A 25,163-nucleotide genomic window follows, 5' to 3' on the forward strand; every position below is an offset into this window, starting at 1 on the left:
ACACGCAGCTAATCCGCCTTGAGCATAGTAGACACCATGCCAACAGCCTAGCTGCGCCGTTTGAAATTTCCTTAAAACTAAGTCTTACGCACCGTCAGCTTCGATACGTAGTGTACGCGCTTGCTGAAGAATTGCTTCCTCAATTTGCAGCACCGTTGCCGCTTGCACCGGCACTGTCAACCACGCACCATCCCTGCGTTCCTGACGCACAACATTAACCTTAATACCATCAGAGCGAAGTTGTTCAGACCGGAAATACACAGCCACTTTCACGCGTTCATCCGGCGCATCTGCCGTTGAATACCAATCTGAAATAATCGCCCCAGAACTTGGATAGGCATTATCGATAGGCAGGAAAGCCAGTGTATCCAGCGTGGCTTGCCACAGATACCCATTCACACCAAGCGCTGTCGTCACAGGGCGAAGGCTCTTGCCGTCATCACCGCCACCAAAAATGCCACATGCCGTCAGCATCATACTCAAAGATAAAATCATTGCTGTTTTGGCAAATCGAATCATGCCTATGTCCTGCTCTCATAAATAAAATTTTTCACACTGATTTTAAAATATCAGTCTGTGTTTTTTCTCATCTGCGGTTTATAACGGCCACAGAAGGCGCTGACCAGCCCGAAAAGTGATCAAATAGTGGCAACAGGGCCACAACTGATCGCAAATTTGCCATCAAGGGTTGCGAACTTTAACAAATTGTCCATACGTTAGTGTTAGATTAACTTTGTCATTAGTAGATCTAGATGCACGTTAAATAGGTGGCGAGACCCTTGAAACGACATTTGAAATACGGTTTATCAGCACTTGCGCTTGCATGTGTGTCTGTAGCTTCTGCTGCAGATGATAAAACGCGCTTCGAATCATCTGGCTTTTTGAAAAGCCTTGATCTTCTCATTGCAAAGCAACGCCTCGCCGAAGATAAAAATAAAGACGCCAAGCTTAAAGGCCTTGATTTAAGCCTTACTGGCCATAACCTTGACCAAAATTCTACTTTCTTATCACTGAATGATTCACGCCCTGTTGTTAAAACGACAACGCCCGGCCTTGAAACGCGGCCTGATTTCTCTTCGCTATTAGCGCCAACAGGCGGTGTACGCGGCGAATACGGTCATGATATAGAAGGTGGCACATCACGCCTTGGACTAACTTTTGGCAATGCTGAAAACGGCGAAAACCGCACGCAAGGTTTAGAAATCGCCCTACAAAGCCAATACCGACGGTCGCTGCAGGGACTTTCTGCCGCAACAGGGTTTGCTGACCTTGGGCTAGCAGAAACACAATATAAGGCAGGCTTGTCTGTCGGATACTCCGGCTTTGGTATCGACGCGTCGGTGCTCCGCCAATCTAGCTTGTTTGCAACTGACCTTGCTGGTTATGAAGCTGGTTTTTCTTATCAGGCAAATAGCTGGTCTGCACGCATAGCCATGAGTGAATACACCGAAGGTACCGACCTTTACGGTATCGAAAACGAAGCACGCAACATTATCTCCTTTGAGCTTGGTGCAAGCTATCGCTTGACAGAGCGCGTTGGCTTGCGCGGCGGACTCCGTTACTATGATTACGGTGACGCTTTCGCTATTCAATCGAAAAACGGCGACACATCGCAGATGATTTTCCTCGGTGGCCGCTTGCGCTTCTAACCGCAGCGCTGTAGCGCGGTTCAGATAATCCCAGATATACCAGCCACAGCCATAAGACCAAGGCCGCGTAATTTTCCGGCCGTTTTTACGTTAACACCGCCGAGTGCCGCCACAGGCAGCGGTGCATTCTTCACTAATCTGGCAAAACGGTGCACACCCAGTCCTTGTTGATCTGTATGGCTCTGTGTTTGAAAGGCCGGCGAAACAAGGGCAAGGTCAACACTAAACCGCGCCGCACGCTGGAGTGCCGCCAGATTATGGCATGCAGCAGTGACAAAATTAAAACCAAAAAAATTAGGGCGAGTACCGCGCAGCATATATTCCGGCAAATGCACACCGTCAGCCCTTAATATACGAGCAAGTCTGACATCCCTTGCGATCAAAAATAGATGCCCACAAGCATGTGCATGCTGCAAGACAAAGCGAGCACAGTCTTTTCTATCCGGATTATTATAAGCCCTGAATATGACAACTGAACCACACGGCAAAAGTTCCAGGGACCTTACTGTTTGTGCTATATTCTTGGCATCAGTCATAAAAACCAGTTGCCGCACCCCAACACGGGCGGCAACGCCAAGCACACACTTTTGAGCACTTTTAACCTGATCAGCCTTGACCATAAGCATTTCCTATCACATAGGTCTCATGCACCCATTGAGCAGGATATGCAATCAGCAATCGCGAGACATACCTTGAAACAAACAATAGCAAATAACATTGCACAAATCGGCAAAGACATAGAAACCATGTGTAGTCATGCCGATGTGCCGCAAGCCAAGCCCAGATTAATCGCTGTATCTAAAGTACAACCGCAGGATCGTATCATTGCTGCGCTGGAAGCAGGGCAGCGTGATTTCGGCGAAAACCGCGTGCAGGAAGCTGAAGAGCGCTGGGGCACACTGAAGAACACATATCCTGATGTAACGTTGCACTTGATTGGTAGCCTGCAAACCAACAAAGCGAACAAAGCGATCGCCCTGTTTGATGAAATTCAATCAGTAGATCGCATCAAACTTGCTAAAGCATTAGCGAAGGAAATGGCACTACAGGATAAACACCTTCCTATCTATTTACAGGTGAACACAGGCGCTGAACCACAAAAAGGGGGTGTTATGGTGGAAGAATTAAACACCCTTCATGAGGCGTGTATTGCGCTGGGCCTAAAGGTTGTCGGCCTTATGTGTATCCCGCCCAGCGATGACGACCCTTCGCTGCATTTCGCGCTGCTCAAAAAACTGGCGAAGAAGGAAAACCTTTCAAAAATTTCTATGGGTATGAGTAGTGATTTTGCGTTAGCGGCAGCGATGGGGGCAACGGATATCCGTGTTGGAACTGCCATATTCGGCGAACGCGTTAAAGCGTAAGGTTAGGCTCTGCTAATCTGTATAGCATCGCCAGAACGCACCTGCTGCAAGAGCCGAAGAAGAGTTGCTTTTTCAAGGGCAACACAGCCCTCTGTTGGCGCATAGTCAGACTTTGCAACATGAACAAAAATTGCACTACCCAACCCTGACACAACCGGGTCATCATTGTGTCCAATCACCAACACCACGTCATAGAGCGAATCGTCCCGCCACATTTTCTCATGCGAATCGCCGAAGGGTAATGATACAAGCTGGTTATACTGTGGATGATCTGGTTGATCACACCATCCCATCATCGGTGTAAGCGGTGTAACAGGCAAGACACATACAGGCATTTGCACACGGTCAGGGCGGTAAAAAACACGCCTTAACGGGTACAATCCAAGCGGCGTTTTCCCGTCACCTTCACGTTTTTCCAAATTGCCTATGTAACCAGCCCGCCCAAGTGCGCAAGGGGCCTCAATCAAAGGGCCAGCAAGACTGCCGTGCCGCACATCACTTTCGCTTACTGTGACGCACCACCTTTGCATATTATAGCATATGCCCGGTACGGGTCTTTTTGGTCGCTAAATATTGTATATTGTGCGGATTTGGCTCGAAGGCATGTGAAACACGCTCCACCACATCAATCCCACACTCTTGCAAACCCTCAACCTTGTCAGGGTTATTTGTCATTAAGCGGACAGTCTTGAAACCAAGCTTTTTTAACATTTCCGCAGCAGGCGCAAAGACACGTTCATCCACTTCAAAGCCAAGCTTGGTATTGGCATCCACAGTGTCGTAGCCTTGATCTTGCAGAGCGTATGCCTTCAGTTTGGATATCAACCCAATGCCGCGGCCCTCTTGTGCTAGATAGAGCAATACCCCACCGCCAGCTTCTGCGATTGCCGCAATAGCGCCGCGCAGTTGTTCGCCGCAATCACACTTGAGAGAGCCAAGAAGGTCACCCGTAAAACATTCGCTATGAATGCGCATCAAAACAGGGTCTTGCCGTGAAGGAGCCCCAATTAAGATAGCAACATGTTCGAGACTGCCATCTTTGGGCCTGAAGGCGATAAGGCGCGTATCTTCTGCACCGCCCAATGGCACTTTGGCGGCAGCAACTTGCGTTAGCGCTTGGGCTTGCAGTTCATCATTTGCAAGCAAGGTATCTGCGTCAACGCATAATAAATCGTGGTGGTCTGCAAATGCGCTGGCCTCGCCCACTTCAGCCGCGATTACTGCAGGTAACAACTGTGCCACTTTAGCTAGCTTTACTGCTGCTTTATCAACCTGTTCTTCACTATGATCTATGCGTTCAAATGGCCCTTTAAGAGGTGTTGCCAAATCAAGAGATGGATCAGCAACAGCCAAAAAGTCTGACGGCTCAAACCAATCAGGGCGGATAGTACGCACAACACTCCAGCCCTTGCCTGCAACCTTCAGTGCGGCAGCGCGGCGGTTCGTAATCAACATGAAGCTGTTGTGGGCAAGCGCATCGAAGGCTGCAACCGTGGCAGCGTTTGCTTGCTCCATCGCCAACACCAGCAGTGCCCTGTCCGCGCTGCGGACAATGATCGGCACACCGCGGCGCATATCCGATGCAGCGCGTTCAATTGATCTTAATGATGTGTTGCTTTTTGTCATTATATAGCCTTCATGGCGATAATTCGCAGAAACACTTTATGTATCAATCTCATTATAATTTCGTGTTTGTTTTCTCATAGACACAACTAATGATCAAACAATTGTGACTAGCCGTGAGAAGATATATTCTCAATGAACACTATATAGGCCGGAATGTCATAAACTGAAATATTGCAAATAAGTACGCATTATTTCATAAATATTATAAGTATGATTTAGGCGCTGTTTTTAAGGAGCTGTTAGATGGCTGGACGAAAATTACTTCTGGTGGACGACGATGTAGACCTACGCGAAGGCCTAGCTGATCAGTTAGCCTTGTATGAAGAGTTTTCGACAGAAGAGCGCGGCACCGCTAGCGATGCGCTTGAGTTTCTGTCAACTAATCAGGTGGATATGATTATCCTCGATGTCGGCTTGCCTGATATGGATGGCCGTGAGCTCTGCAAACGCATTCGTAAAAACGGCGTGACAGTTCCAATCTTGATGCTAACAGGAAACGTAACCGAAGCTGATGCTGTTCTCGGCCTTGATTCCGGTGCCAATGATTATGTTACCAAGCCTTTCAGCTTTAACGTGTTGCTTGCGCGCATTCGCGCGCACTTCCGTCAGTATGAACAAAGCGAAGACGCCACGTTTGATATTGGCCCTTACACGTTTCAACCATCAGCGAAAATTCTGGAAAACCGTACATCCGGACAGAAAATTCGTCTGACAGAAAAAGAAACCAACATTCTCAAATACCTTTACCGCGCAAGCGGCAAGGCTGTTGGTCGTGAAGAACTACTGGCTGAGGTTTGGGGTTATAATTCAGGTGTCACAACACACACGCTTGAAACACATGTATACCGCCTACGCCAGAAAATTGAGGTGGAACCCGGTGCCGCGCGCATTTTGGTTACAGAACCTGGCGGCTATAGCTTGCAAGGTTTAGGCGGCTAATTTTCCGTTAAAACTCAAAATCAACAAGAACTGGTGCGTGGTCGGATGGTTTTTCCCAGCCGCGCGCCTCTCTTAAGACTTCCATCTTCACTGCTGTGCCTTTCAATGACGGGCTTGTCCACACATGGTCAAGTCTGCGGCCTTTGTCTGCGGCTGACCAATCACGCGCACGGTAGGACCACCAGCTAAACAGTTTTTCCGGCAAAGGCGTGTGCTCACGCATAACATCATGCCAGCCATGTGCCGCCATCATTTTCATCATGCCTTCTGTTTCAATCGGTGTATGTGAAACAACCTTCAGAAGCTTTTTGTGATCCCATACATCGTCAGGGTGAGGGGCTATATTCAAATCACCGACAAGAATACTTGGTTCATCAAGCTTTTCAGACCAGCTCGTCATTTCCTCGATGAATTGCAGTTTATGAGCAAACTTGTCGTTTATATCAGGGTTTGGCTCATCACCACCAGCGGGCACATAAAAATTATGGACAGTAGGCCCACCCTCAAGCTTGATCGCGATATGCCGCGCATCGCCTTTGGTACACCAATCAATTTTAAAGCTATCGGCAAATGCTTGTTTCGCGGCAATAGCAACACCGTGGTGGCTTTTTTGGCCGTGTATTGCCAGATGCGGCAGACCAATGTCCTCAAACGCCCCGACAGGAAACATCGGATCCTGTACTTTGGTTTCCTGCAAACACAGCACATCGGGCGCATATGTCTCAACCAGTTGGCGTACAATTGCTTCACGCGCGCGTACTGAATTAATATTCCATGTAATCAGGCGCATCGCGCTCCCCTTTATATCTGAGTTTCCGGCAGCACTATGCAGCCCTTGATCAACAAGGTCAAAAAATCAAAAAGCTATTGCCAATAATACCTATAGGCCAGTGCCCTTTTTCGAAAAGTTGAAAACGCACAACAAAAGGGTGGTCTTCTTCCTCTCCCGCCATACCAACAAGGGCAGCCTGGTATGTTGCTTGCGCAGCAGCACCAGATGTCGCAAGCACAAAGCTTTCATCATCAATACGTAGAAACTCTGCAGCTTCCTTGGCGGCTTCATCAATGGCAACTGTTATTGATTGCGCCACATGGGTCATCACCATTTCAAGCGTATCGGCATCCAATGCGAGCAATACCTCGTCCGTGAGAGCCGCACGCAATTGTTCTTCAGCCTCCCACGCAGGGCTATTGTAGTCTGTGTTTTCTGCAGCGGCGGCAGCGTCTTCCCATTCAGGCAGGAACACTGGCTCTGCTTCTGGGAAACCAAGAGCAGCGGTATAGTCTGCAGCCAGTTTGCGTGCTTCACTGTCAGGCCGTTCACCTAATGACCGGAACCAGCGCACATCACTTGCCAGCATAACAAACGGTGCCACGCTTTTCAGGGTAGGGTGTTCTTCGAGCACATCATCGATGTCCGCGTCTAAATTCATTAAGCTTCATCCAGGTATTGGAGTGTGTACCGCTGAAGGGAATAGTTACCGTGGGCGACGGCGCTTGGCAAGGCCGCGTGGGTCATCAAACTCCCACAAACTATCATCCAGGTCCACATTTGGCTGACCATCAGACAATTCAACGGTTGTGATTTGTCCCTGGGCATCCGTTACCGCCCAGCTTAGCAAACGCAAAGGCACTGCTGCTCCTTCTGCTGTTTCTTCAAAATATACCGTGATGTGACCAAGTTCGGGTTTGTCGGGATCATTCGCGTGTAAGGCCACCAATCCCTCGAGACCACCCGGCGCCTGCTCTATGTTAGCCCCTACACTTGAAAGGTCTGTCGAGCCACCAAGCAATGCGCGCAGCGGCGTGTCTTTAACAGGCCACCGGGTTACCTGACCAATTTCATAGTCTATGAAATTAAGTGTTTTACCGTCTGCAACCACAAGAAACGGAACATCTTCAGTATAATCAAACCTTACTCGCCCCGGCCGCGCCAAAGATAATTTACCGCGCGTCAATCCACCATCCGGAGCGCGCTGCACAAACTGCGCCTCAAGGCTTTTCACTGAATCCATATAGGTTTGCACCATACCAAGTGCTTTCAGGCTGGTGTCTTCAGCAATGGTCTGTTCTTCAAGTGGCGGCAATGCTGGCTCTTGAAGAACGACCAGCGCATCCTGACCGTAAGCAGCAAAACCAGATGCCATCCACAAAACAGCGGCGATTTTGATCATTTTTTTCAAGGTATCTCTCTTTTAACTGTCGTTTTTACGCACATTTTGTGCTTTTTCGTTAAAACTCTTCTTCGCGTTCCGGCACTAAAATCTCACGTTGTCCTTTGTGGTTAGGGCCACTTATCACGCCTTGTGCTTCCATATCTTCAATAAGCGTTGCCGCTTTGTTATAACCAATTTTCAGGCGGCGCTGAATGTAGCTGGTGGACGCGCGCCTGTCCCGCAAAACAATATCAACAGCCTTATCGTACAAGCTCTTTTCTTTATCATCTCCAGATGGACCAGGGATGAACGGACTATCAAACCCTTCTTCAGGTTCCTCTGTAACACTAGAGAGATAATCTGGCGCCGCCTGCTGTTTCAGGTGGGTCACAACATCTTCCACTTCATCATCCGCAACGAAGGCGCCATGCACCCGCGTGATGCGGCCACCACCAGCCATAAAGAGCATATCCCCCATGCCTAACAGCTGCTCGGCCCCTTGTTCACCGAGAATGGTGCGGCTATCAATTTTACTGGTAACCTGAAAACTGATGCGCGTCGGGAAATTCGCTTTAATTGTGCCGGTAATTACATCCACGCTCGGACGCTGTGTCGCAGTGATCAAATGGATACCCGCCGCACGTGCCATTTGAGCCAGACGCTGGATTGTTGCTTCAACATCCTTGCCTGCAACCAGCATCAAATCTGCCATTTCATCAATGACAATGACAATAAACGGCAGCGGCGTGAAATCAAACACCTGCTCTTCAATAATCGGCTGCCCGGTTTCTTTATCAAAACCCGTTTGCACCTGACGCGCCAAACGTTCGCCGCTGGCGTTAGCTTCCTGAACGCGCTTGTTGAACGCCGCCAGATTGCGCACACCAAGTTTGGACATGTTGCGGTAACGCTCTTCCATTTCACGCACAGCCCACTTCAAGGCAACAACAGCTTTCTTGGGCTCAGTCACGACGGGCGTCAACAAATGCGGAATATCATCGTAAACCGACAGCTCCAGCATCTTGGGGTCAACCATGATAAACCGCAGCGTTTCAGGACTATGCCGGTACAACAACGACATAATCATGGTGTTAACACCAACTGACTTACCTGAGCCTGTTGTGCCGGCCACAAGCAAGTGCGGCATGGATGCCAAATCAGCCACCACTGGCTCACCGCCAATATCCTTACCCAGAATAATCGGCAGGCGCGCCTTGGACGATTCAAAATCGCGCGAGGCCAGCAGCTCACGCAAGAAAACTGTTTGCCTATCTGAATTTGGTAATTCGATACCAATAGCATTACGCCCAGGCACAACAGCAACCCGCGCTGATATAGCGCTCATTGAGCGTGCAATATCATCGGCAAGACCAATTACACGGGCAGACTTCACGCCGCGCGCAGGCTCAAGCTCATAAAGGGTGACAACAGGCCCAGGCCGCACATCATTAACATCGCCCTGCACCCCAAAATCATCTAAAACACCCTCAAGCATACGCGCATTCTGCTCAAGCGCTTCAGCACTTATACGGCCAATTTTTTCAGGCGGTGGTGGCGGCGCAAGTAAATCAAGTGGCGGCAATACATAGGCAGACCCGTCACCAAGGTCCAATGTCGCCTGCGCTTCCTGTGTTTCTCTTCGACCCCGGCGGGTTTTAGGCGGTGTCTTAACACGCTTGGCTGCAACAACTGGCGCTACAGGTTTGGCTGCCGGTTGAGAAGATGCCTTACGCGGCTTCACCGTTGGCTCAATACGTTCTTCCAGGCTTGCTCCCTCGCTGGAAGCCTTCCGGAACAAAGCTCCGAACACAGCTTGCAGCCCTGTCCACACAAGCATAAGGCCGCGTACTATTAAGCGGTATACCCAACTAACAAACGCACCCACCTTGGCTAGAAATACGCGCCATTCAGCACTACTGAGCGCAAACGAAAACAAATAAGCAGGCAAGCCAAGTAAAGCAAATATTAGTCCGTAGCCCCACCAGGGTATTATAATCCCTGACATAAGACCAACCACCATAGAATACAGGCGTTGGCCAATGACGCCGCCGTAACCGGTTTGCACCACAAATTCAGGGTCGGGCGGTATAACACTGAAAGTAACAGAAAGCAGAATTACCCCAACAGGAAGGGCAGCGAGGTTAAGCCAGAAAAGCGGCAACCATTTCAAGCGCATCACTTTCACACCCCAAAGAAACAAGGGTAAAACAAGCAGATACGAGGCAAGCGCTAAAGTTTGCATCAAAACATCAGCAACAATCGCACCGTATTCCCCAAGGAGATTGGTAACTGGTGCATAGTTTTGTGTGTTAAGTGCAGGGTCTTGAGGATTATAGCTTGCAACAGACAAAGCCATTGCAACCGCAAAGCCACAAAATAAACCACCGACCAACCGCCATCCTGTATTTTTAAAAAACACAGTTACTGCTTCAGGCAACAATGGTGCCCGTGCTTTCTTGTTTGCTGGTTTTCGTGGTTTCGCTGCTTGTTTTTTTGCCGTTGCCATAGGGCTTCCCGCACCTCAATAGAACATTATTTAATCTTCAAACGAAATATTTTCTCTGTATTCACATACACTTTAGTGCGGGATGAGCCTCAAGGACAAGAGCGGCAATTTCATGACATGCATTTTCTTGGGTTTAAGGCATCAAAATGATCGTGGTTTCTGTGTCTGCGACAGCATGCCACTGGACACCGGCACCGGCATTCAATAGAGATAATGTATGGAGAGACATGATGGGCAAGCCAATTAAAAGCAATCAAGAAATCCGGTGTGACGTTACAATTGTTGGTGGCGGCATGGTTGGATTAACCGCTGCTATTGGCCTTGCAGATCAGGGTTTTAATGTTGCTGTGATTGACCGCGCTCAAAAAGGCGACCTGACAGCCGCAACATATGACGGCCGCGCTAGTGCGCTGGCTTTTGCGACTTGCCGCATGCTCCAAGCGCTAGGCATTTGGCAGCATATGGAACCTTACGCGCAGCCAATAAATGAAATTCGTGTGTCAGACGGTCCATCATTGATGCATCTGCACTTTGATCACCGAGCGCTCGGTGACGGTCCACTCGGAAACATGGTTGAAAACCGGCATACACGCCTTGCCCTGTTTAAACGCATTGATGAAATAGATAACCTCACCATGTTGATGAATGAAAATGTGGCAAGCATTGACCGTGAACAGGGGCAAGCTACCGTCACACTTGAAAGCGGCAAGCTTGTGCACTCATCATTGCTGATCGGCGCGGATGGCCGTGGTAGTTTGGTACGCCGCGACGCGAGTATTCCAACATCAAACTTCGCATACAAGCAACACGGTATTGTTTGCTCGATTGAACATGAACTTGCCCATGAAGGTATCGCTCATGAACGGTTCTTACCTGCTGGACCATTTGCGATATTACCACTAACCGGCAACCGTTCTTCTTTGGTTTGGACCGAAAAAAGCCATCTGGTTGATACAATTATGGGCTTGCCTGAGCGTGCCTTTGCTGCCGAGATCAAACGCCGTGTTGGTGACTTTCTGGGAAATGTGAAACCTGTTGGTGGCCGCTGGGCTTACCCACTTACACTACAATATGCAGACACATATACTGATACCCGCATGGCAATTATTGGCGACGCAGCACACGGCATTCACCCGATAGCTGGCCAAGGTTTAAATTTAGGCTTGCGTGATGTAGCTGCGCTAATTGAAGTACTTACTGATAACGCAAAGGTTGGCCTTGATATTGGATCAGATCAGGTTCTTGGCACATACAGCCAATGGCGACACGCTGACAATGCTGCCCTTATTGGCGTCACTGACATACTAAACCGTTTATTTTCCAATGATATTTTACCCATTCGCCGGGCACGAGATATGGGGCTTGCGGTTGTTAATGAAATACCACCCCTTAAGAATTTTTTCATGTCACACGCACGCGGAACTGTTGGCGAACTACCAAAGTTGCTGAGAGGTGAGTCGGTATCATGACGGGCAGGCAGTTAGCCGGCGCCCCTTTGCTACTAGACTTGAGGCTAACCCCGCACCGCTCATTAAAACGTCACCATTTCGAAAAGCTATGCCTGTTTCTTGTTGTTGTATGTGGTCTTGCAAGCATTCGCTTCTGGATTATAGGTGCATGGCCTGTAGTACTTTTTCTACTATTTGATATTTTTGCTATTTGGTTGGCATTCACTATTAATTACCGTCGCGGTCAGGCGTTCGAGACTGTGCAATTATCAGAAACTGATCTGATTATTGCACGCAGCAACCCCAACGGCGAAACCGCAACATGGCACTTTGAGCCCTATTGGGCAAAAGTGTCACTGGAAACCATTGGCGGGGAAGACAATAGCCTATCAATAAGCCTGCACGATAAAACCGTGACCTTAGGCATGTTTTTACCGCCCGCAGAACGTTGCAATATTGCACGAAAGATAGAAGACGCCTTGAAGCGCTGGAAAACCCGCAGCTTTTAAAGGCTGCGGATAAACCATAAAAATACCGGTTACTCGAAACCGGCCCTGAAAGCGTTACAATCAGTGCCTTTAGGCTCGTGTTTGTCGATACCATAAACAACGCGCCAACCATCTGAAGATTTAGCCAGTGTAAACTGGTTTACACCGCAACCAACCATTTCGCCTTTGTATACCAAGGTAAACGGCGCCCAGACAGTTGCCAGCTCATCTGTGCGAGACATGGTCTGTACGCCAAAAATTTGCTCATTGGCATCACCATCATTTTGCGTATCAACCCAGCTTATCCAGCGCTCAAAATTACCGCCGCGAATACTGCCATCGCCGTTCAAGCGATCAAGGCGAGCATCCGGCACAACAAGCGCTCGAATAACACTGCCATCACCAGCACGCATGCCGTCAAACAACGTATTAACAACATCTTCCGGTGTAGTTTCGGCAATCGCAGCCCCAGACAATGCAGCTGCGGCACATAGTGTCACCAGTTTGATTTTCATGAACGTCCCCTGTTTCTTTATTCCCTATGTCGTATCATGTTAACTGCTAGCAAAGGCCGTGCAGCCATACAAGCCAACAGCGATAAGCGGTTTATCGCTAAAGAAGAACCACGCTGCGCTCAATGTGCTTGGCAATAAACTTGCGCAATCTGCATGCTGCGCCTATACCGCGCGCCTTCATCTGCATAGGTACTGCGTGATAACGGGCGTAAGGCACTTGCCTCATCAGCTTGTGTCACAAAGCCAGCTTCCCGAAACACACGAGGGTTTGTCGTATAAACACGACCACGGCGCGGGGCACCTGCAACAACAGTTCCAACAATTTTACCGTTTTCACCAAATACAGGGCCACCAGAAATACCCCCCAGCGAACCTCCAAATGTAGGTTTGCGTTCCCGTTCTACCCACGCAACAACACGTTCGTTTATAGTATAGCGCCCCCGTGAGCGCATTGTCGTTGTACCAATGACTGTTGCATACACATCTGCCGGTTCACCTTGCGGATAACCCATCATAAAACCATTATCACCGCGGGCGGGTGCTGTGTCTTGCAGGCTAAAGGGTTCCACATTGATACCTTGGGCACGCAATACGGCAAAGTCTCGGTTTGACGCAGCACCAACAACCGATGTGCGGAAAAGACGGTTACCACGCACCAAGGATACCTCATTGCACCCATCAATAACATGGCGTGCCGTTACAAATGTGCCGCGCCGATCAACAGCAAAGGCTGTACCAACACTGTTTTGACTTTTGTAATCAACGTCCACGACAACAGCACTGCTGACATCATCCGGGAGCGGGGCACCTTCCGGCAACAAAACAGCACGTTGACTGGCAGGCGGCACGCCAGGAACAGGACGACGCGGCGTACCCTCATTCACATTGGTGTAGCGCACCAAGAAAAACAGGATAAACAATACATAAAAACCAAATTCAATGGTGCGGCGCATGGGCTACACCTTAGCCCGAAATTGCCGCGGCATTAATGAGTGCTGTTGCGAGCTTAACACTGACCAGAAAGGTGGCCGCGCCTACTTCACCGGCTTCAATGCGCGTGGATATATCTTTTAGAAAGAGGTCGGCCAGACGAAATGCCACAAGCTGCAACAACAAAGCAATGACACCCCAGAAAAGCAAATCCCACAATGATACTGAAGCTGCCAAAGATGACGCAAGCGGTATAGCAAACCCAATAATAGCGCCCCCCAAAGAGAGGGCTGCGGCTGTATTTCCGCTGCGGATTAAACCCAGTTCATCATGTTTTGTTATCGCCATATAGATAGCAACGCCGCAACCTAGAATGAGAAGGCTAACAGCCGAATGAATTAGAAATACCGGCAATCCGTTCCACAGCGCCAAAAGTGCTTCATTCATCGTTATATCCTCAATGTTACTTTAAAGGCCAAGTACATCTTGCATGGAGTATCGCCCGGTGTCTTTGCTTTTCAACCAAACGGCAGCACGCACCGCACCGTCAGCAAACAAAGTGCGGTTTTCGGCGCGGTGAGACAAGGTTATTCGCTCACTTTCGCTTGCTAAAACAACAGAATGCTCGCCAATAACGCTGCCTCCGCGCAAAGCTGTAAAACCAATTGTGCCTTCCCTGCGTTCACCTGTGATGCCTTCACGCGCTGGCGTACGCACATCATCAAGTACAACGCCGCGCCCTTCAGCGGCAGCTTCACCAAGCATTAAGGCTGTACCTGACGGTGCATCGACTTTATGGCGGTGATGCATCTCAACAATTTCAATGTCCCAATCAACACCAAGTTTGGCGGCAGCTTGCTGTGTCAAAGCCATCAGCATATTAACACCCAATGAATAATTGCCCGCCTGCATAACCGCTGTTGATGATGCTGCGGCGTCAAGCGCAGCCATATCATCTGTGCTCAGCCCTGTGGTACCAACAATCAACTTGGTTCGTGTATTAGCGGCAAGCAGAGCGTGCGCAGCAGTAGAACCTGGTGGCGTAAAATCAATCACCATGTCTGCCACAGCAAAGACTTCTTCAGCGCTACCAACAATAGTGGCATCTGTTCCCGGTATTACTCCGCCGATAGCGTCGTGGCCACTTCTTTCGGAGCCCACAACCAACTGAAGGTCTTGGCATGCCTGTACCGCAAACGTTAGTGCTTGCCCCATGCGTCCCATACAACCAAGAATCCCAACCTTTGTCATCGCGCGCCTTTCTTAGAGTGTCATTGTTCATAACCCCTAACATGGCACATATGAAAAAGAAAAGACTGGATAGGCTGGTGTTCACGCGAGAATGAACATTACTTCATGTCATTGATCCATGCACGAATAAGCGCGAGACCTTCTGCATGAACGGTTGTACGCCCGACCTCTGGCATCATCACGCCCGGATCTATGGATTTCATACGATGAACGATGATTGAACTGTCGGCATCACCGGGTGCAATGTCATACGAAAACCCTCCAGAACCACGACCTGCTGCAACGGGCCGTTTTTCGTAGCCCCATGTCGTCGGGTTTTGTTCTCCGTAGGTAAGAAAAAGCCCCGAAGTTGACCCAGGCCCCTCAACTCTGTGGCAATGCGCGCAATTTATGTCAAGATATGCGCGTGCACGGTGATCAAGGGGAGCCGCTTCATCGTTTATTCTCGGCAATACTGGAATGGAGTCGTAAGCTGGCAAGCCCTTTAATATACCTTTATCTTGCCACCATTGGAGTTGATTCCAGTTGCTACCGTCATAACCAAAGTCTTTGTTTAGATTTCGAGCCTTAGGGCCAATGGGTGAAAGCTTACCGTTCAGGCTATGACAGCCTTTGCATTGGTTTTTATTCGGTACAATATAGTTGATTGATTGTGGTATTCCGTCGTCATCAACAAAATCAACACTGGTCATGGTACCTGCCACTTTCAGTGTTGCATCCGTTTGATCTTCATTCCAGACATACGCCCAAGCATTCCAGCCTTTTTCCTGATGAATGAGCAACCGCGTTTCTATCAAGCGTACATTTTCGTCCGCAGCGCGCATATCTGCAGGATACGCGAAGGTTTTCACCAAAACACTGCCAACGGGAAACGCGAACACCTCTGTATCATCATACGTTGCTGCCGTGCCGTTTGGCACATACACAAAACGATACTTTTCCGCATAATCGGTAAAAAGTGGCACTTGCAAGTCATATGGTACAACGCCTGCAGTTGGTGTTTGCTTAGGTGCATTTTCAAACAAACCATATGCTGACAGCTGGCGCGCTGGCCTGGCAGACATCAGCGCTGCATCGTCAACATCGGCACGCGTAGTAAAGCTCACAATCACAGCAAACAATACTGCGCAAAAGCATGCTGACCGTAGCAGCATTTCCTATTCTGCTTCTTGCGCCAGCTTCACTGGCATAATGGGTGCGCGCGTACCGGCATACTCTGAAATATTAAAGTTAGGTGATACATCCCACGGCAAGATCATTCCTTTAACAAATTGCAGATCAGCAAACGTGACACCTTCAGCTTCCCTAATAACAATGCGGTCTTCCTCGTCAGGTCCGAAAAACGCAGACCATATGCCATCAACGGCACCATCCCAAACAATGTCTGGTATGGGCACACCGGTTAGCGGCGCAATCAATTCAGCAACCTGCATATCGGGATCAAACCCAGCACGACCATATGTGTTGTCATGCACATAAACGCCGCGCGGCAATGGGTTATAGGAGGGGTCATTATATTCACGCGGATAAGCGGCCAGCAAAACATTCGCTGAAGCATTTTCACTAAACTCGTTACCAAATACTTCAATGTTATTGTTGGCCATAACAAGCAAACCTGTACCACGCGGCACAGTTGCTACAATGTTCCCTTCCGGGGCAAAATTAACGGTATCATTCGCGAACGACTGATTATCAAACACACGTACGGTGTGGCCGCCCATTTGGGGTAGATTGGGCAGATCAAAAATTAGGATGCCGCCAGTGTTGTGCGTTGCAACATTGTCATGCACATCAGCAAAATAGCAATTTTCAATCTCAATACCCGCCACATTATATTCAGCGCGGCTATTGCGGACAATTATATGTTGGCTCTGGCCGACATAAATACCCGCGTCTGAAGCTCCCTTTACCAGCGCACCGTCGATTAAAACATTCGTACTTTCCACAGGATACAGACCATAGGCACCATTTGTTGCAACAGGGCCGTTTGTCCACTCCACACGTACATTCACCATTGATATCTGATCAACGCCTTTAGCCTTAATGCCATCGCCGGGTGTATCTTCAATCGCAAATGCCTCTAGTCGCACGCGGTCAGATGTCACCAAAAGCCCTTCGGAGCCCGCAACCTGGCCTTTAAATGATAAAACTGTTTCATTCATACCAGCGCCGCGCAATGTTATGCCATCCACATCAAGAGACAGTGCTGTCGCTAATTCAAAACGGCCTGCAGGTAATTGAATTACGCTGTCAGGCTCTGCAAGAATAAGTGCTTCCTGAAGGTTTTCTGTAAAATTACCCTCCGCAGAAACATCAATAGCAGATTGCCCAAAAACAATTGTGGTCGAAGTTACCGTGAGACAAAACGCAATAAACGGCTTTAAAAAGTGGTGCATGGCTTCCCCCTTGTATGAAAACATCAAGCATCCCAACTGCATTAAACTGCCGTACAGTACTACTTATGTCAATAAATATGAAACAGTTTCACTTTTTGGATGGTTGCTTTATTATACATGCGCAGGCAAACGGCTGTGAGTGACTGAGCAGGAAGCGCCGAAATTTATGGACAAAATCAAAACACGACCAAAACAGGCGCGAGCTAAGGCTCGTGTAGAAACAATCCTGAACGCAACCCATAGCCTTCTCATAAATGGTAAACCCGAAGACGTATCAACAACAGCAATTGCTCGTGCCGCAAACGTACCTGTTGGTTCTATCTATCAATATTTCGAGGACCGGAATGATATCCTGCGTCAACTTTACGAGACGGCGTATATGGAGGTGAGCAATCAAGTAGTCATAAGCCTGAAGTCAATCGACTCGTCCATCGGGTTTGACGCTATTAACCGCAAACAACTTCACTGTTTCTGGCAAACGGCTCGTAATCATCCTACATTTCGTGCACTCACACGTTGGGCAAACCATGAGTACAGTTTTGCAGAAGTAACGCCCGGGGTTAAAAGCGGGTTGGGTGAGCTGATCAAAGATACGCTCCAGGTTGGTGGTATAGAACTTCAAAGCAACAGGCGTGACGCAGTATTGCAAACAACAGTAACACTTGTTTCTGCTCTCATTGATGCGGCAATCGAAGAAGATGACGAAGATAAAGCTCAAGCCCTGATTGATGAGCTAGCTACCGTACTATCCTGTTATCTGGGCTAATCAACAAATGTAAAAAGAGCCACTTACAAAGAGACTCTCTTCCATAAACACCCTTTAAATCTAGCGTTGGCGGTAAGTGGCAATCTTGTTGCTGACACGCCACCCATCAGATAGTTTCAACAGAAGAAGGTAATCTGTATAGAGACGTTCACCCATTATAATCTCTGCCTTTACAGTTGCAGCATTGCCCACCACATCCATGTTTACAACACGGCCTTTACGGTTGGCTTTCACGCCAGGCCTGAACCTGCTGATATAGTCAGCTGCCGTAATTCGGCCAAGTGACCCATCAGACATCACATACTGAATTTCCAGACTAGGCAAAAAGGCCTCTTCAAGCAGATCGGGGCGTCCTTCCTCGGTTCCTACAAAATATTTTCCAACAACTTCTCTTACATCGTCAAAATCGTCCGCGGTCACCACTTGGGTCATTGAAGCCATCATTACACTGATTGCCATTGCTTTTATTAAACGCTTCATTTTTTATTCCTTTTGTCATTAAACCGTATTTCGCCCTAATGGCCTGAGGGGCAACAAGAACCGACAACAAACCAAAAGCCTCGTTTGGTGTCGTGTCTGTTTGATGATTTTTTATGAGGAATTGTGATAAGCCTTTATTTCTAATCGTTTACGAGGGCATAAAAGAACATGCGGTGGAAGCTTGGTAAATATCAATTTGAAGCACCAACCAATGTGCTTATAGGCCCAACGGGAAAAAAGCTGCTGGAACCCAAAGCCTCCGCGCTTCTAAGGTATTTTCTCGAAAACCCTGGCCGAGACATAAGCAGGGATGAATTAATCCAGTCTGTCTGGAACGGACACATCGTAACAGACGGCGCCATCAACAGGGTCGTGGTACGGCTAAGGCGCGAACTTGGCGATGAATCTAAAATCAAACATATGATCATTACCGTACCGAAGGTTGGGTATAGGTTCGTTTATCAAGCCATAGAAATGCAAACCGAGATAATTGAGAGCGCTTCCATCGAGCAAAGCCAAAGATATCTGTTAATGATATTGCCTCTATTGATCGCTCTGGCAATCTGGGCATGGTCTACGCCCACACCACCCCAAGCTAATGCCAACATCACGCCCATGGTACGCCTGACATCGGCACAAACAGAAGCTACACACACAGCCCAAGCAGGCAAGCTCGTATATGTTCAGCGCACAGATAAAGAAGCCTCATTATATCTGGCAGCTCAAGCAGACGCTCCTGCTGTTAAGGTCGGCTTAACCGGTAAGTTTGTAGATACACCAACATGGTCAGCAAACGGGCGCTATCTCGCTTACCGCCACATGAGCAACAACAATTGTACTTTTCGACTAATTCGCTTCGTTGAAGGCGTGCCCAAAAGTGATGAAGCCGTCTATGAATGTAGGCCGTCTCAAACAGCAAGCTTCGCTTTCAACCATCAAACAACACATCTTTATTTTACGGAACAGGAAACTCCGTACGCACCGTTTCATGCATTTGAACTAGATATAGAGACAGGGTCAACACGCCGGCTATCGCAGCCGCTAGCAAACGACAAAGGCAATCACCACCTGGACACACACCCTGTATCAGGCAAAGTTCTTCTTTTGCATGATCGACACCCTGGCAAAACAAGTGCTTTTGCACTGGATGTTGACACTAACAGCTTCGAAAGGTTGATCGATTGGTCATACGGGGTTGATTATGCCATTTGGGGCCATGCTCCCGGTACGATTGTTCACCCAGGAGAACACCCTTCATACCGATTGCTTGAAACCCAAGTTGACGATGGCTCTGCACGGATTTTGGTTTCAGATTCACGCCGTATTAAAGAACCAGCCCGCATTGAAAACAGCAAGGATTACCTCTTCACATCCTATATCTACAATCAGGACGTCTTTCTAAGAGATATGGATCAAGCATCAATTAATAGTTCGGTAATGGACTATCTCGCCACCCTTTCCAGAGATGGTCGGCGCCTTGCTTTCATATCCAAGCGCACAGGCACGAGCCTGATCTGGATCCAAAACCTGGAAACGGGAAACATGCATAGCATCAATGCCAAAACCAGCGGTCTGAAGCTACGTGCCATGGATTGGTCATTCGACAACGAAAAGCTGTTAGTCACGACCAGTTCTGGATTAATTATCGTCAACACACAAACAAGTCAGCTTGAAAAACAGCTTGAACTTGAAAACACAGCCTACGGTGCCACCTGGTCTGTAGAGGGTGAAATCACATATAGCTTTAACACTGATGGTCGCTGGCATTTGTTCCGCTATAATCTAGCAACCGGACAAACCATTGAAGAAGACAGTCGTTGGGCATTCTTGCTGAATGGAGCTAACCGTCAAATCCGTATTGATCAAAATTATCAGATATATGAACAAGGCATGGAAATCCTCAAAAACCAATGCGCTTCACCTATACGGCTTCAAGACCTTACGCTGAGGCTTGATCACAACACCCTTTACTGCATAAGCAGTGAAAAACCTCTGGATCTCGTTCAATTAGACGGGGCTGGAAATACTCGCCTCATAGAGAATGCTCTTTCAGAAACTCGCCACTATAGCGTTGCTAAAAACCGTATAGCTCGAACTGACATCGTAAGTATCGTAAGCGACATTATGCGTACCAATTATCAGGAATAAGCAAACTTCGTTAGTCTGTTTTATGCCCACAAGCAGTAAAGGCCGCCAGATACGGCGGCCTTTATCACATACCAAACAATGTTATGGTTTCCTAATCGGTCAGGTCGTCCCACAGTTCCTTAACTTTAGTGAAGAAACCTTCAGACTGAGGCGACACACTTTCGCCGCTCTCGTCAGCGAAGTCCTGCATCAACTCTTTTTGCCGCTTGGTCAGGTTAACAGGTGTTTCAACAACTGTTTCGATAATCATATCGCCAACAAAGCCACCATTTAACTCTGGCATACCCTTGCCTTTGAGACGGAACTGTCTGCCAGACTGCGTTCCTTCCGGCACACGAATACGGGCGCGCTTGCCTTCAATTGTCGGCACCTCAATCTGACCACCAAGCGTTGCAGTAGCCATCGGGATTGGCACACTGCAAAACAGCATATCAGCGTCACGTTTAAACAGGGCATGAGGCTTTATTGAAAGGAATATATACAGGTCACCGGACGGAGCGCCATGTGCGCCTGCTTCACCTTCGCCCGACAGGCGAATACGGGTTCCTTCTTCGACACCTTTAGGGATTTTAACCTGAAGCGTCTTTTCTTTTTGTACCTTCCCGGCACCGCGGCAAGCCTTACATGGGTTGGTAATCGTTTGACCTGCACCCTGACAAGTTGGGCAAGTGCGCTCAACCATGAAGAAACCCTGGTTGGCACGCACCTTACCTGCACCGCCACATGTTCCGCAAACCTCAGGGCTTGAACCAGGCTCAGCGCCAGAGCCACTACACGGATCACATGAAACAGATGCAGGGATAGTGATTTTATCGGATTTGCCATTGTAGGCATCTTCAAGAGAGATTTCCATGTTGAAGCGAAGGTCTGACCCACGCGCAGGGCCGCCTCTGCGGCCACCACCGCGACGGCCACCGCCGCCCATGAAATCACCAAAGAATTCCTCGAATACATCCGAGAAATCAAATCCGCCAGCGCCGGCACCGCCGCGGCCACCGCCGCCCATGCCGCCCTCAAACGCAGCATGACCATATCGATCATAGGCAGCACGTTTTTCAGGGTCTTTCAGCACATCGTATGCTTCGCCGAATTCTTTAAATTTCTTTTCGGCTTCCGGGTTGTCAGGGTTGCGGTCCGGGTGAAATTCCATCGCTTTTTTGCGGAAGGCTTTTTTTAGAGTACCTTCATCCGCATCGCGACCAACACCAAGAAGCTCATAATAATCTGTTTTTGCCATTAGCTTTTTCCTGAAGCGTTAGCGTGAACACAGCGCCTTTATGAAAATGCCGCCCCAAGCATGCGCTGAAGCGGCATTTATTTAATGCTGTGCTATCACAGGATTACTTCTTGTCGTCTTCGTCAACTTCTTCAAAGTCAACGTCTACAACATCGTCATCTTTGGCTTCACCAGCTTCCGAAGCTTTTGCTGCGGCATCTGCTTGTTGAGCCTCTGACTGACCAGCTTCCTGGCTTTCTTTGTAGATTTGCTCACCAAGCTTCATGGATGCTTGGGCAAGTGCCTCTGTTTTTTGCTTGATTGCATCCGCATCTTCACCTTCAAGGGACGTACGCAACTCAGCGATTGCAGCTTCAATCGCAGTTTTATCTTCCTCAGTGACTTTATCCTTGTGCTCATCAAGGTTTTTCTCTGATGAGTGGATCAGTGCTTCAGCTTGGTTTTTCGCTTCAACCAGTTCTTTGCGCTGTTTGTCTGCGTCTGCGTTGGCTTCTGCGTCTTTTACCATTTGCTCGATATCATCATCGGATAGGCCACCAGATGCCTGAATTCGGATCTGTTGTTCTTTACCTGTGCCTTTATCTTTAGCAGACACATTAACGATACCGTTCGCATCAATATCAAACGTTACCTCAATTTGCGGAACGCCGCGCGGTGCAGACGGAATACCGACCAAATCAAACTGCCCCAGCAATTTGTTATCCGCCGCCATTTCACGTTCGCCCTGGAACACACGAATAGTTACCGCGCCCTGGTTGTCTTCAGCAGTAGAGAACACTTGTGACTTCTTCGTCGGGATCGTCGTGTTGCGCTCAATCAAGCGTGTAAACACACCGCCCAGCGTTTCAATACCAAGTGAAAGCGGCGTTACATCAAGAAGAAGAACGTCTTTAACGTCGCCCTGCAAAACGCCAGCTTGAATAGCCGCGCCCATGGCAACCACTTCATCAGGATTAACACCCTTATGTGGTTCACGGCCAAAGAAATCTTTTACGATTTCCTGGATTTTAGGCATACGGGTCTGACCACCAACGAGGACAACATCGTCGATTTCTCCAGCCGCAAGGCCTGCATCTTTCAGCGCTTTTTTACATGGCTCAAGTGTACGCTTCACCAAATCTTCAACCAAACTTTCGAGCTTAGAGCGTGTAAGTTTGATCTGTAGGTGCTTAGGACCAGAGGCATCTGCTGTGATAAACGGCAGGTTCACCTCTGTTTGCTGTGATGAAGACAATTCAATCTTCGCTTTTTCTGCTGCTTCTTTCAGACGCTGCAGCGCCATCTTGTCTTGGCGCAGATCAATCGTGTTTTCTTTTTTGAACTCGTCAGCGAAATAATCAACCAAACGCATGTCAAAGTCTTCACCACCCAAGAACGTATCACCATTCGTAGATTTCACCTCAAAGACGCCGTCACCAATCTCAAGAACCGATACATCGAACGTGCCACCACCAAGGTCAAACACTGCAATAGTGTGGCCGTCTTCTTTATCAAGGCCGTACGCAAGCGCTGCGGCTGTTGGCTCGTTGATAATCCGAAGCACTTCAAGGCCTGCGATCTTACCGGCATCTTTCGTTGCCTGACGCTGCGCATCGTTAAAGTATGCTGGTACTGTAATAACAGCCTGATCAACACCTTCACCAAGGTAGCTTTCAGCTGTTTCTTTCATTTTCTGCAAAATCATTGCAGATATCTGGCTTGGTGAATATTTCTCACCTTTGGCTTCCACCCACGCATCGCCATTATCAGCTTTGATGATGTTGTAGGGAACCATGTTCAAATCTTTTTGCGTTGTTGGGTCATCGAATGTACGACCGATAAGACGCTTGATTGCAAACAGTGTGTCTGTTGGATTTGTTACTGCTTGGCGCTTTGCGGCCATGCCAACGAGACGCTCACCGTCGTCTGAGAAGCCAACAATAGAAGGTGTAGTACGCGCACCCTCAGAATTTTCAATAACTTTTGGTTTAGACCCGTCCATAATAGATACGCATGAATTTGTCGTACCCAAATCGATCCCGATTACTTTAGCCATTTTTATACCTCATCCCTTTTTAGCCGATTGCCACAGCCCGTATTTGGCACCGATAGCAACCTCTTGGGGCTTTGATTTTTTCCTCAAGGTAGCAGACCCGAAAACAACCCGAAGTCCGCCGGTTTCAGCGCCTATATAGGGTCGGTCTTTTCGCTTCGCAAGGGTTGTTGCAAATTATATTTTGAATATTCATCATTCAATAAAGGAGATAACCACATGCATAACCGGATAATAACGACGGCATACAGGAAACAAAAACAATGTTAATTCGCAATTTCTCAGTACGCAAAGGGTAGCCGAGCGGCTATAATATCCCTATATAGGACAAAGATAGTGGTACATGTAAATGTGGTGATTAAATAATAACAAGGCCTCAAAGTGACAGCGGACAACACATCTAGCGTGCAACAAAGCAGCGACTCATCAAAGACAAACAAGGTTGAAAAACCCGCAAGCGACATGACCACAATCCTAAAGGATATTGGTGTTATTGCCTTTTTCTATCTGATATTCAGCACTTTTGGTTGGGCCAGTTTTCATATTCCATCAGGCAGTATGGAACCAACACTTGAGGTTGGTGACCGCATCTTTGTCTCCAAGTTTTCCTATGGGTATAATCGCTTTTCTGTACCTTTTGATCCTGCCTTCATTCCTGAAAGCCGCCTGATTGGTGACGCACCGCAACGCGGTGATGTAGCTGTTTTTACACTGCCAAAACGTGGGTACGAGGATTTTATCAAACGGGTAATTGGTCTGCCCGGCGACCGGATACAAATGCGCGCAGGGCGCCTTTATATTAATGGCGACATGGTTGAGCGAACATTGGTTCGCGAAGTAAATTACACCACCTATCAGGGCGAACAGCGCCGCGTGAAAGAATATGACGAAACACTACCGGGCGGGGTAGTACACCGTATCTACGAAAGTTCTGACCGTGGTCGGTGGGACAATGCCGGGCCGTATGTTATTCCTCCGGGTCATTATTTTATGATGGGTGATAACAGGGATGGATCATCAGACAGCCGCAACCTCGGCGACATCGGCTATGTGCCAGAAGCCTATTTTGTTGGCCAAGCGCAAGTAACAACCTTTAGCCTGTATGATTGTGATCAAGGCAAAGATGTTTATTGCCTGTTTAACACAGTACCTCTTGGCCGGTTTTTCAATGGTATAGAGTAAAACTAACGCTAATAGAATATTGTTCTCTAAGGCAACTTGTTTTCATATGG

Annotated in this window: 25 protein-coding genes; 8 read left to right on the top strand and 17 right to left on the bottom strand. The window is 48.3% G+C overall.

Annotation, left to right across the window (positions count from 1 at the left end; translation table 11 throughout):
* Positions 1–84: 84 nt before the first annotated feature.
* Positions 85–519, bottom strand: a complete 435-nt coding sequence (locus tag OEU88_RS01920) for a DUF3576 domain-containing protein (RefSeq protein ID WP_262693411.1) — start codon at positions 517–519, stop codon at positions 85–87.
* Between the two features lie 260 nt (positions 520–779).
* Between OEU88_RS01920 and OEU88_RS01925 the strand changes: the two genes are divergently transcribed.
* Positions 780–1,649, top strand: coding sequence for a porin family protein (locus tag OEU88_RS01925; protein ID WP_262693412.1), 870 nt, complete (start codon positions 780–782; stop codon positions 1,647–1,649).
* 20 nt (positions 1,650–1,669) lie between these two features.
* Here OEU88_RS01925 and OEU88_RS01930 read toward each other — a convergent pair whose 3' ends face one another.
* The gene (locus tag OEU88_RS01930; RefSeq protein ID WP_262693413.1) at positions 1,670–2,269 is read right to left on the bottom strand and encodes a thiamine phosphate synthase; all 600 of its coding nucleotides are present in this window, start codon (positions 2,267–2,269) and stop codon (positions 1,670–1,672) included.
* Positions 2,270–2,314: 45 nt separating this feature from the next.
* Here OEU88_RS01930 and OEU88_RS01935 point away from each other — a divergent pair, with 45 nt between their 5' ends.
* Positions 2,315–3,013, top strand: coding sequence for a YggS family pyridoxal phosphate-dependent enzyme (locus tag OEU88_RS01935; protein WP_262693414.1), 699 nt, complete (start codon positions 2,315–2,317; stop codon positions 3,011–3,013).
* A 2-nt stretch (positions 3,014–3,015) separates the two neighbouring features.
* Here the strand turns inward: OEU88_RS01935 and OEU88_RS01940 are convergent, their stop codons facing one another.
* A complete protein-coding gene (locus tag OEU88_RS01940; RefSeq protein WP_262693415.1) occupies positions 3,016–3,507 on the bottom strand; it encodes a L,D-transpeptidase family protein in 492 nt (163 codons plus the stop codon).
* Positions 3,508–3,544: 37 nt separating this feature from the next.
* Entirely contained in the window at positions 3,545–4,639 is a 1,095-nt protein-coding gene (gene ribA / locus OEU88_RS01945) for a GTP cyclohydrolase II (protein WP_262693416.1), read from the bottom strand.
* A gap of 243 nt (positions 4,640–4,882) precedes the next feature.
* On the opposite strand from ribA, the gene OEU88_RS01950 reads away from it, so the two are divergent.
* Entirely contained in the window at positions 4,883–5,578 is a 696-nt protein-coding gene (locus OEU88_RS01950) for a response regulator transcription factor (protein WP_262693417.1), read from the top strand.
* A gap of 7 nt (positions 5,579–5,585) precedes the next feature.
* On the opposite strand, the gene xth is transcribed toward OEU88_RS01950, so the two are convergent.
* From xth to OEU88_RS01970, 4 genes are read right to left on the bottom strand one after another with little or no spacing between them, the layout of a single operon-like run.
* Positions 5,586–6,368: an exodeoxyribonuclease III gene (gene xth, locus OEU88_RS01955; RefSeq protein ID WP_262693418.1), complete on the bottom strand. Its 783-nt coding sequence runs from the start codon at positions 6,366–6,368 to the stop codon at positions 5,586–5,588.
* A gap of 58 nt (positions 6,369–6,426) precedes the next feature.
* Complete coding sequence (locus OEU88_RS01960; RefSeq protein WP_262693419.1) at positions 6,427–7,011, bottom strand: hypothetical protein; 585 nt, start codon at positions 7,009–7,011, stop codon at positions 6,427–6,429.
* A gap of 45 nt (positions 7,012–7,056) precedes the next feature.
* The gene (locus OEU88_RS01965; protein ID WP_262694175.1) at positions 7,057–7,752 is read right to left on the bottom strand and encodes a LolA family protein; all 696 of its coding nucleotides are present in this window, start codon (positions 7,750–7,752) and stop codon (positions 7,057–7,059) included.
* A gap of 58 nt (positions 7,753–7,810) precedes the next feature.
* On the bottom strand, positions 7,811–10,240 hold the full coding sequence (locus OEU88_RS01970; protein WP_262693420.1) for a DNA translocase FtsK: 2,430 nt from the start codon (positions 10,238–10,240) through the stop codon (positions 7,811–7,813).
* Between the two features lie 146 nt (positions 10,241–10,386).
* Between OEU88_RS01970 and OEU88_RS01975 the strand changes: the two genes are divergently transcribed.
* Entirely contained in the window at positions 10,387–11,709 is a 1,323-nt protein-coding gene (locus OEU88_RS01975) for a UbiH/UbiF/VisC/COQ6 family ubiquinone biosynthesis hydroxylase (protein ID WP_262693421.1), read from the top strand.
* Complete coding sequence (locus OEU88_RS01980) at positions 11,706–12,197, top strand: DUF2244 domain-containing protein (RefSeq protein WP_262693422.1); 492 nt, start codon at positions 11,706–11,708, stop codon at positions 12,195–12,197. The genes OEU88_RS01975 and OEU88_RS01980 overlap by 4 nt, the downstream gene beginning before the upstream one ends.
* 29 nt (positions 12,198–12,226) lie before the next feature.
* Here OEU88_RS01980 and OEU88_RS01985 read toward each other — a convergent pair whose 3' ends face one another.
* From OEU88_RS01985 to OEU88_RS02010, 6 genes are all read right to left on the bottom strand, one after another.
* Positions 12,227–12,691 carry a nuclear transport factor 2 family protein gene (locus OEU88_RS01985; protein ID WP_262693423.1) on the bottom strand — a complete coding sequence of 155 codons (465 nt, stop codon included), beginning with the start codon at positions 12,689–12,691 and terminating at the stop codon, positions 12,227–12,229.
* A gap of 119 nt (positions 12,692–12,810) precedes the next feature.
* Positions 12,811–13,644, bottom strand: coding sequence for a S1 family peptidase (locus tag OEU88_RS01990; protein WP_262693424.1), 834 nt, complete (start codon positions 13,642–13,644; stop codon positions 12,811–12,813).
* A 10-nt stretch (positions 13,645–13,654) separates the two neighbouring features.
* Complete coding sequence (locus OEU88_RS01995; protein WP_262693425.1) at positions 13,655–14,068, bottom strand: DUF350 domain-containing protein; 414 nt, start codon at positions 14,066–14,068, stop codon at positions 13,655–13,657.
* A 21-nt stretch (positions 14,069–14,089) separates the two neighbouring features.
* Positions 14,090–14,872 carry a 4-hydroxy-tetrahydrodipicolinate reductase gene (dapB, locus tag OEU88_RS02000; RefSeq protein WP_262693426.1) on the bottom strand — a complete coding sequence of 261 codons (783 nt, stop codon included), beginning with the start codon at positions 14,870–14,872 and terminating at the stop codon, positions 14,090–14,092.
* Positions 14,873–14,970: 98 nt separating this feature from the next.
* Positions 14,971–16,026, bottom strand: a complete 1,056-nt coding sequence (locus OEU88_RS02005) for an SO2930 family diheme c-type cytochrome (RefSeq protein WP_262693427.1) — start codon at positions 16,024–16,026, stop codon at positions 14,971–14,973.
* Between the two features lie 3 nt (positions 16,027–16,029).
* Positions 16,030–17,268: a parallel beta-helix domain-containing protein gene (locus OEU88_RS02010; RefSeq protein WP_262693428.1), complete on the bottom strand. Its 1,239-nt coding sequence runs from the start codon at positions 17,266–17,268 to the stop codon at positions 16,030–16,032.
* Between the two features lie 166 nt (positions 17,269–17,434).
* Between OEU88_RS02010 and OEU88_RS02015 the strand changes: the two genes are divergently transcribed.
* Positions 17,435–18,034 (top strand): TetR/AcrR family transcriptional regulator, encoded by a 600-nt coding sequence (locus OEU88_RS02015; RefSeq protein ID WP_262693429.1) that lies wholly within the window; start codon positions 17,435–17,437, stop codon positions 18,032–18,034.
* Positions 18,035–18,094: 60 nt separating this feature from the next.
* On the opposite strand, the gene OEU88_RS02020 is transcribed toward OEU88_RS02015, so the two are convergent.
* Positions 18,095–18,514 carry a nuclear transport factor 2 family protein gene (locus tag OEU88_RS02020; protein ID WP_262693430.1) on the bottom strand — a complete coding sequence of 140 codons (420 nt, stop codon included), beginning with the start codon at positions 18,512–18,514 and terminating at the stop codon, positions 18,095–18,097.
* A gap of 168 nt (positions 18,515–18,682) precedes the next feature.
* Here OEU88_RS02020 and OEU88_RS02025 point away from each other — a divergent pair, with 168 nt between their 5' ends.
* Complete coding sequence (locus OEU88_RS02025) at positions 18,683–20,662, top strand: winged helix-turn-helix domain-containing protein (protein WP_262693431.1); 1,980 nt, start codon at positions 18,683–18,685, stop codon at positions 20,660–20,662.
* Between the two features lie 91 nt (positions 20,663–20,753).
* On the opposite strand, the gene dnaJ is transcribed toward OEU88_RS02025, so the two are convergent.
* Together dnaJ and dnaK are read right to left on the bottom strand one after the other, a co-directional pair.
* Complete coding sequence (gene dnaJ, locus OEU88_RS02030; RefSeq protein ID WP_262693432.1) at positions 20,754–21,899, bottom strand: molecular chaperone DnaJ; 1,146 nt, start codon at positions 21,897–21,899, stop codon at positions 20,754–20,756.
* Positions 21,900–22,002: 103 nt separating this feature from the next.
* The gene (gene dnaK, locus OEU88_RS02035) at positions 22,003–23,934 is read right to left on the bottom strand and encodes a molecular chaperone DnaK (protein WP_262693433.1); all 1,932 of its coding nucleotides are present in this window, start codon (positions 23,932–23,934) and stop codon (positions 22,003–22,005) included.
* Between the two features lie 378 nt (positions 23,935–24,312).
* Between dnaK and lepB the strand changes: the two genes are divergently transcribed.
* Complete coding sequence (gene lepB, locus OEU88_RS02040) at positions 24,313–25,113, top strand: signal peptidase I (protein WP_262693434.1); 801 nt, start codon at positions 24,313–24,315, stop codon at positions 25,111–25,113.
* The last annotated feature ends 50 nt before the right edge of the window (positions 25,114–25,163 follow it).

The organism is Kordiimonas aquimaris, from assembly GCF_025574485.1.
GTDB classification, from domain to species: Bacteria; Pseudomonadota; Alphaproteobacteria; order Sphingomonadales; family Kordiimonadaceae; genus Kordiimonas; species Kordiimonas aquimaris.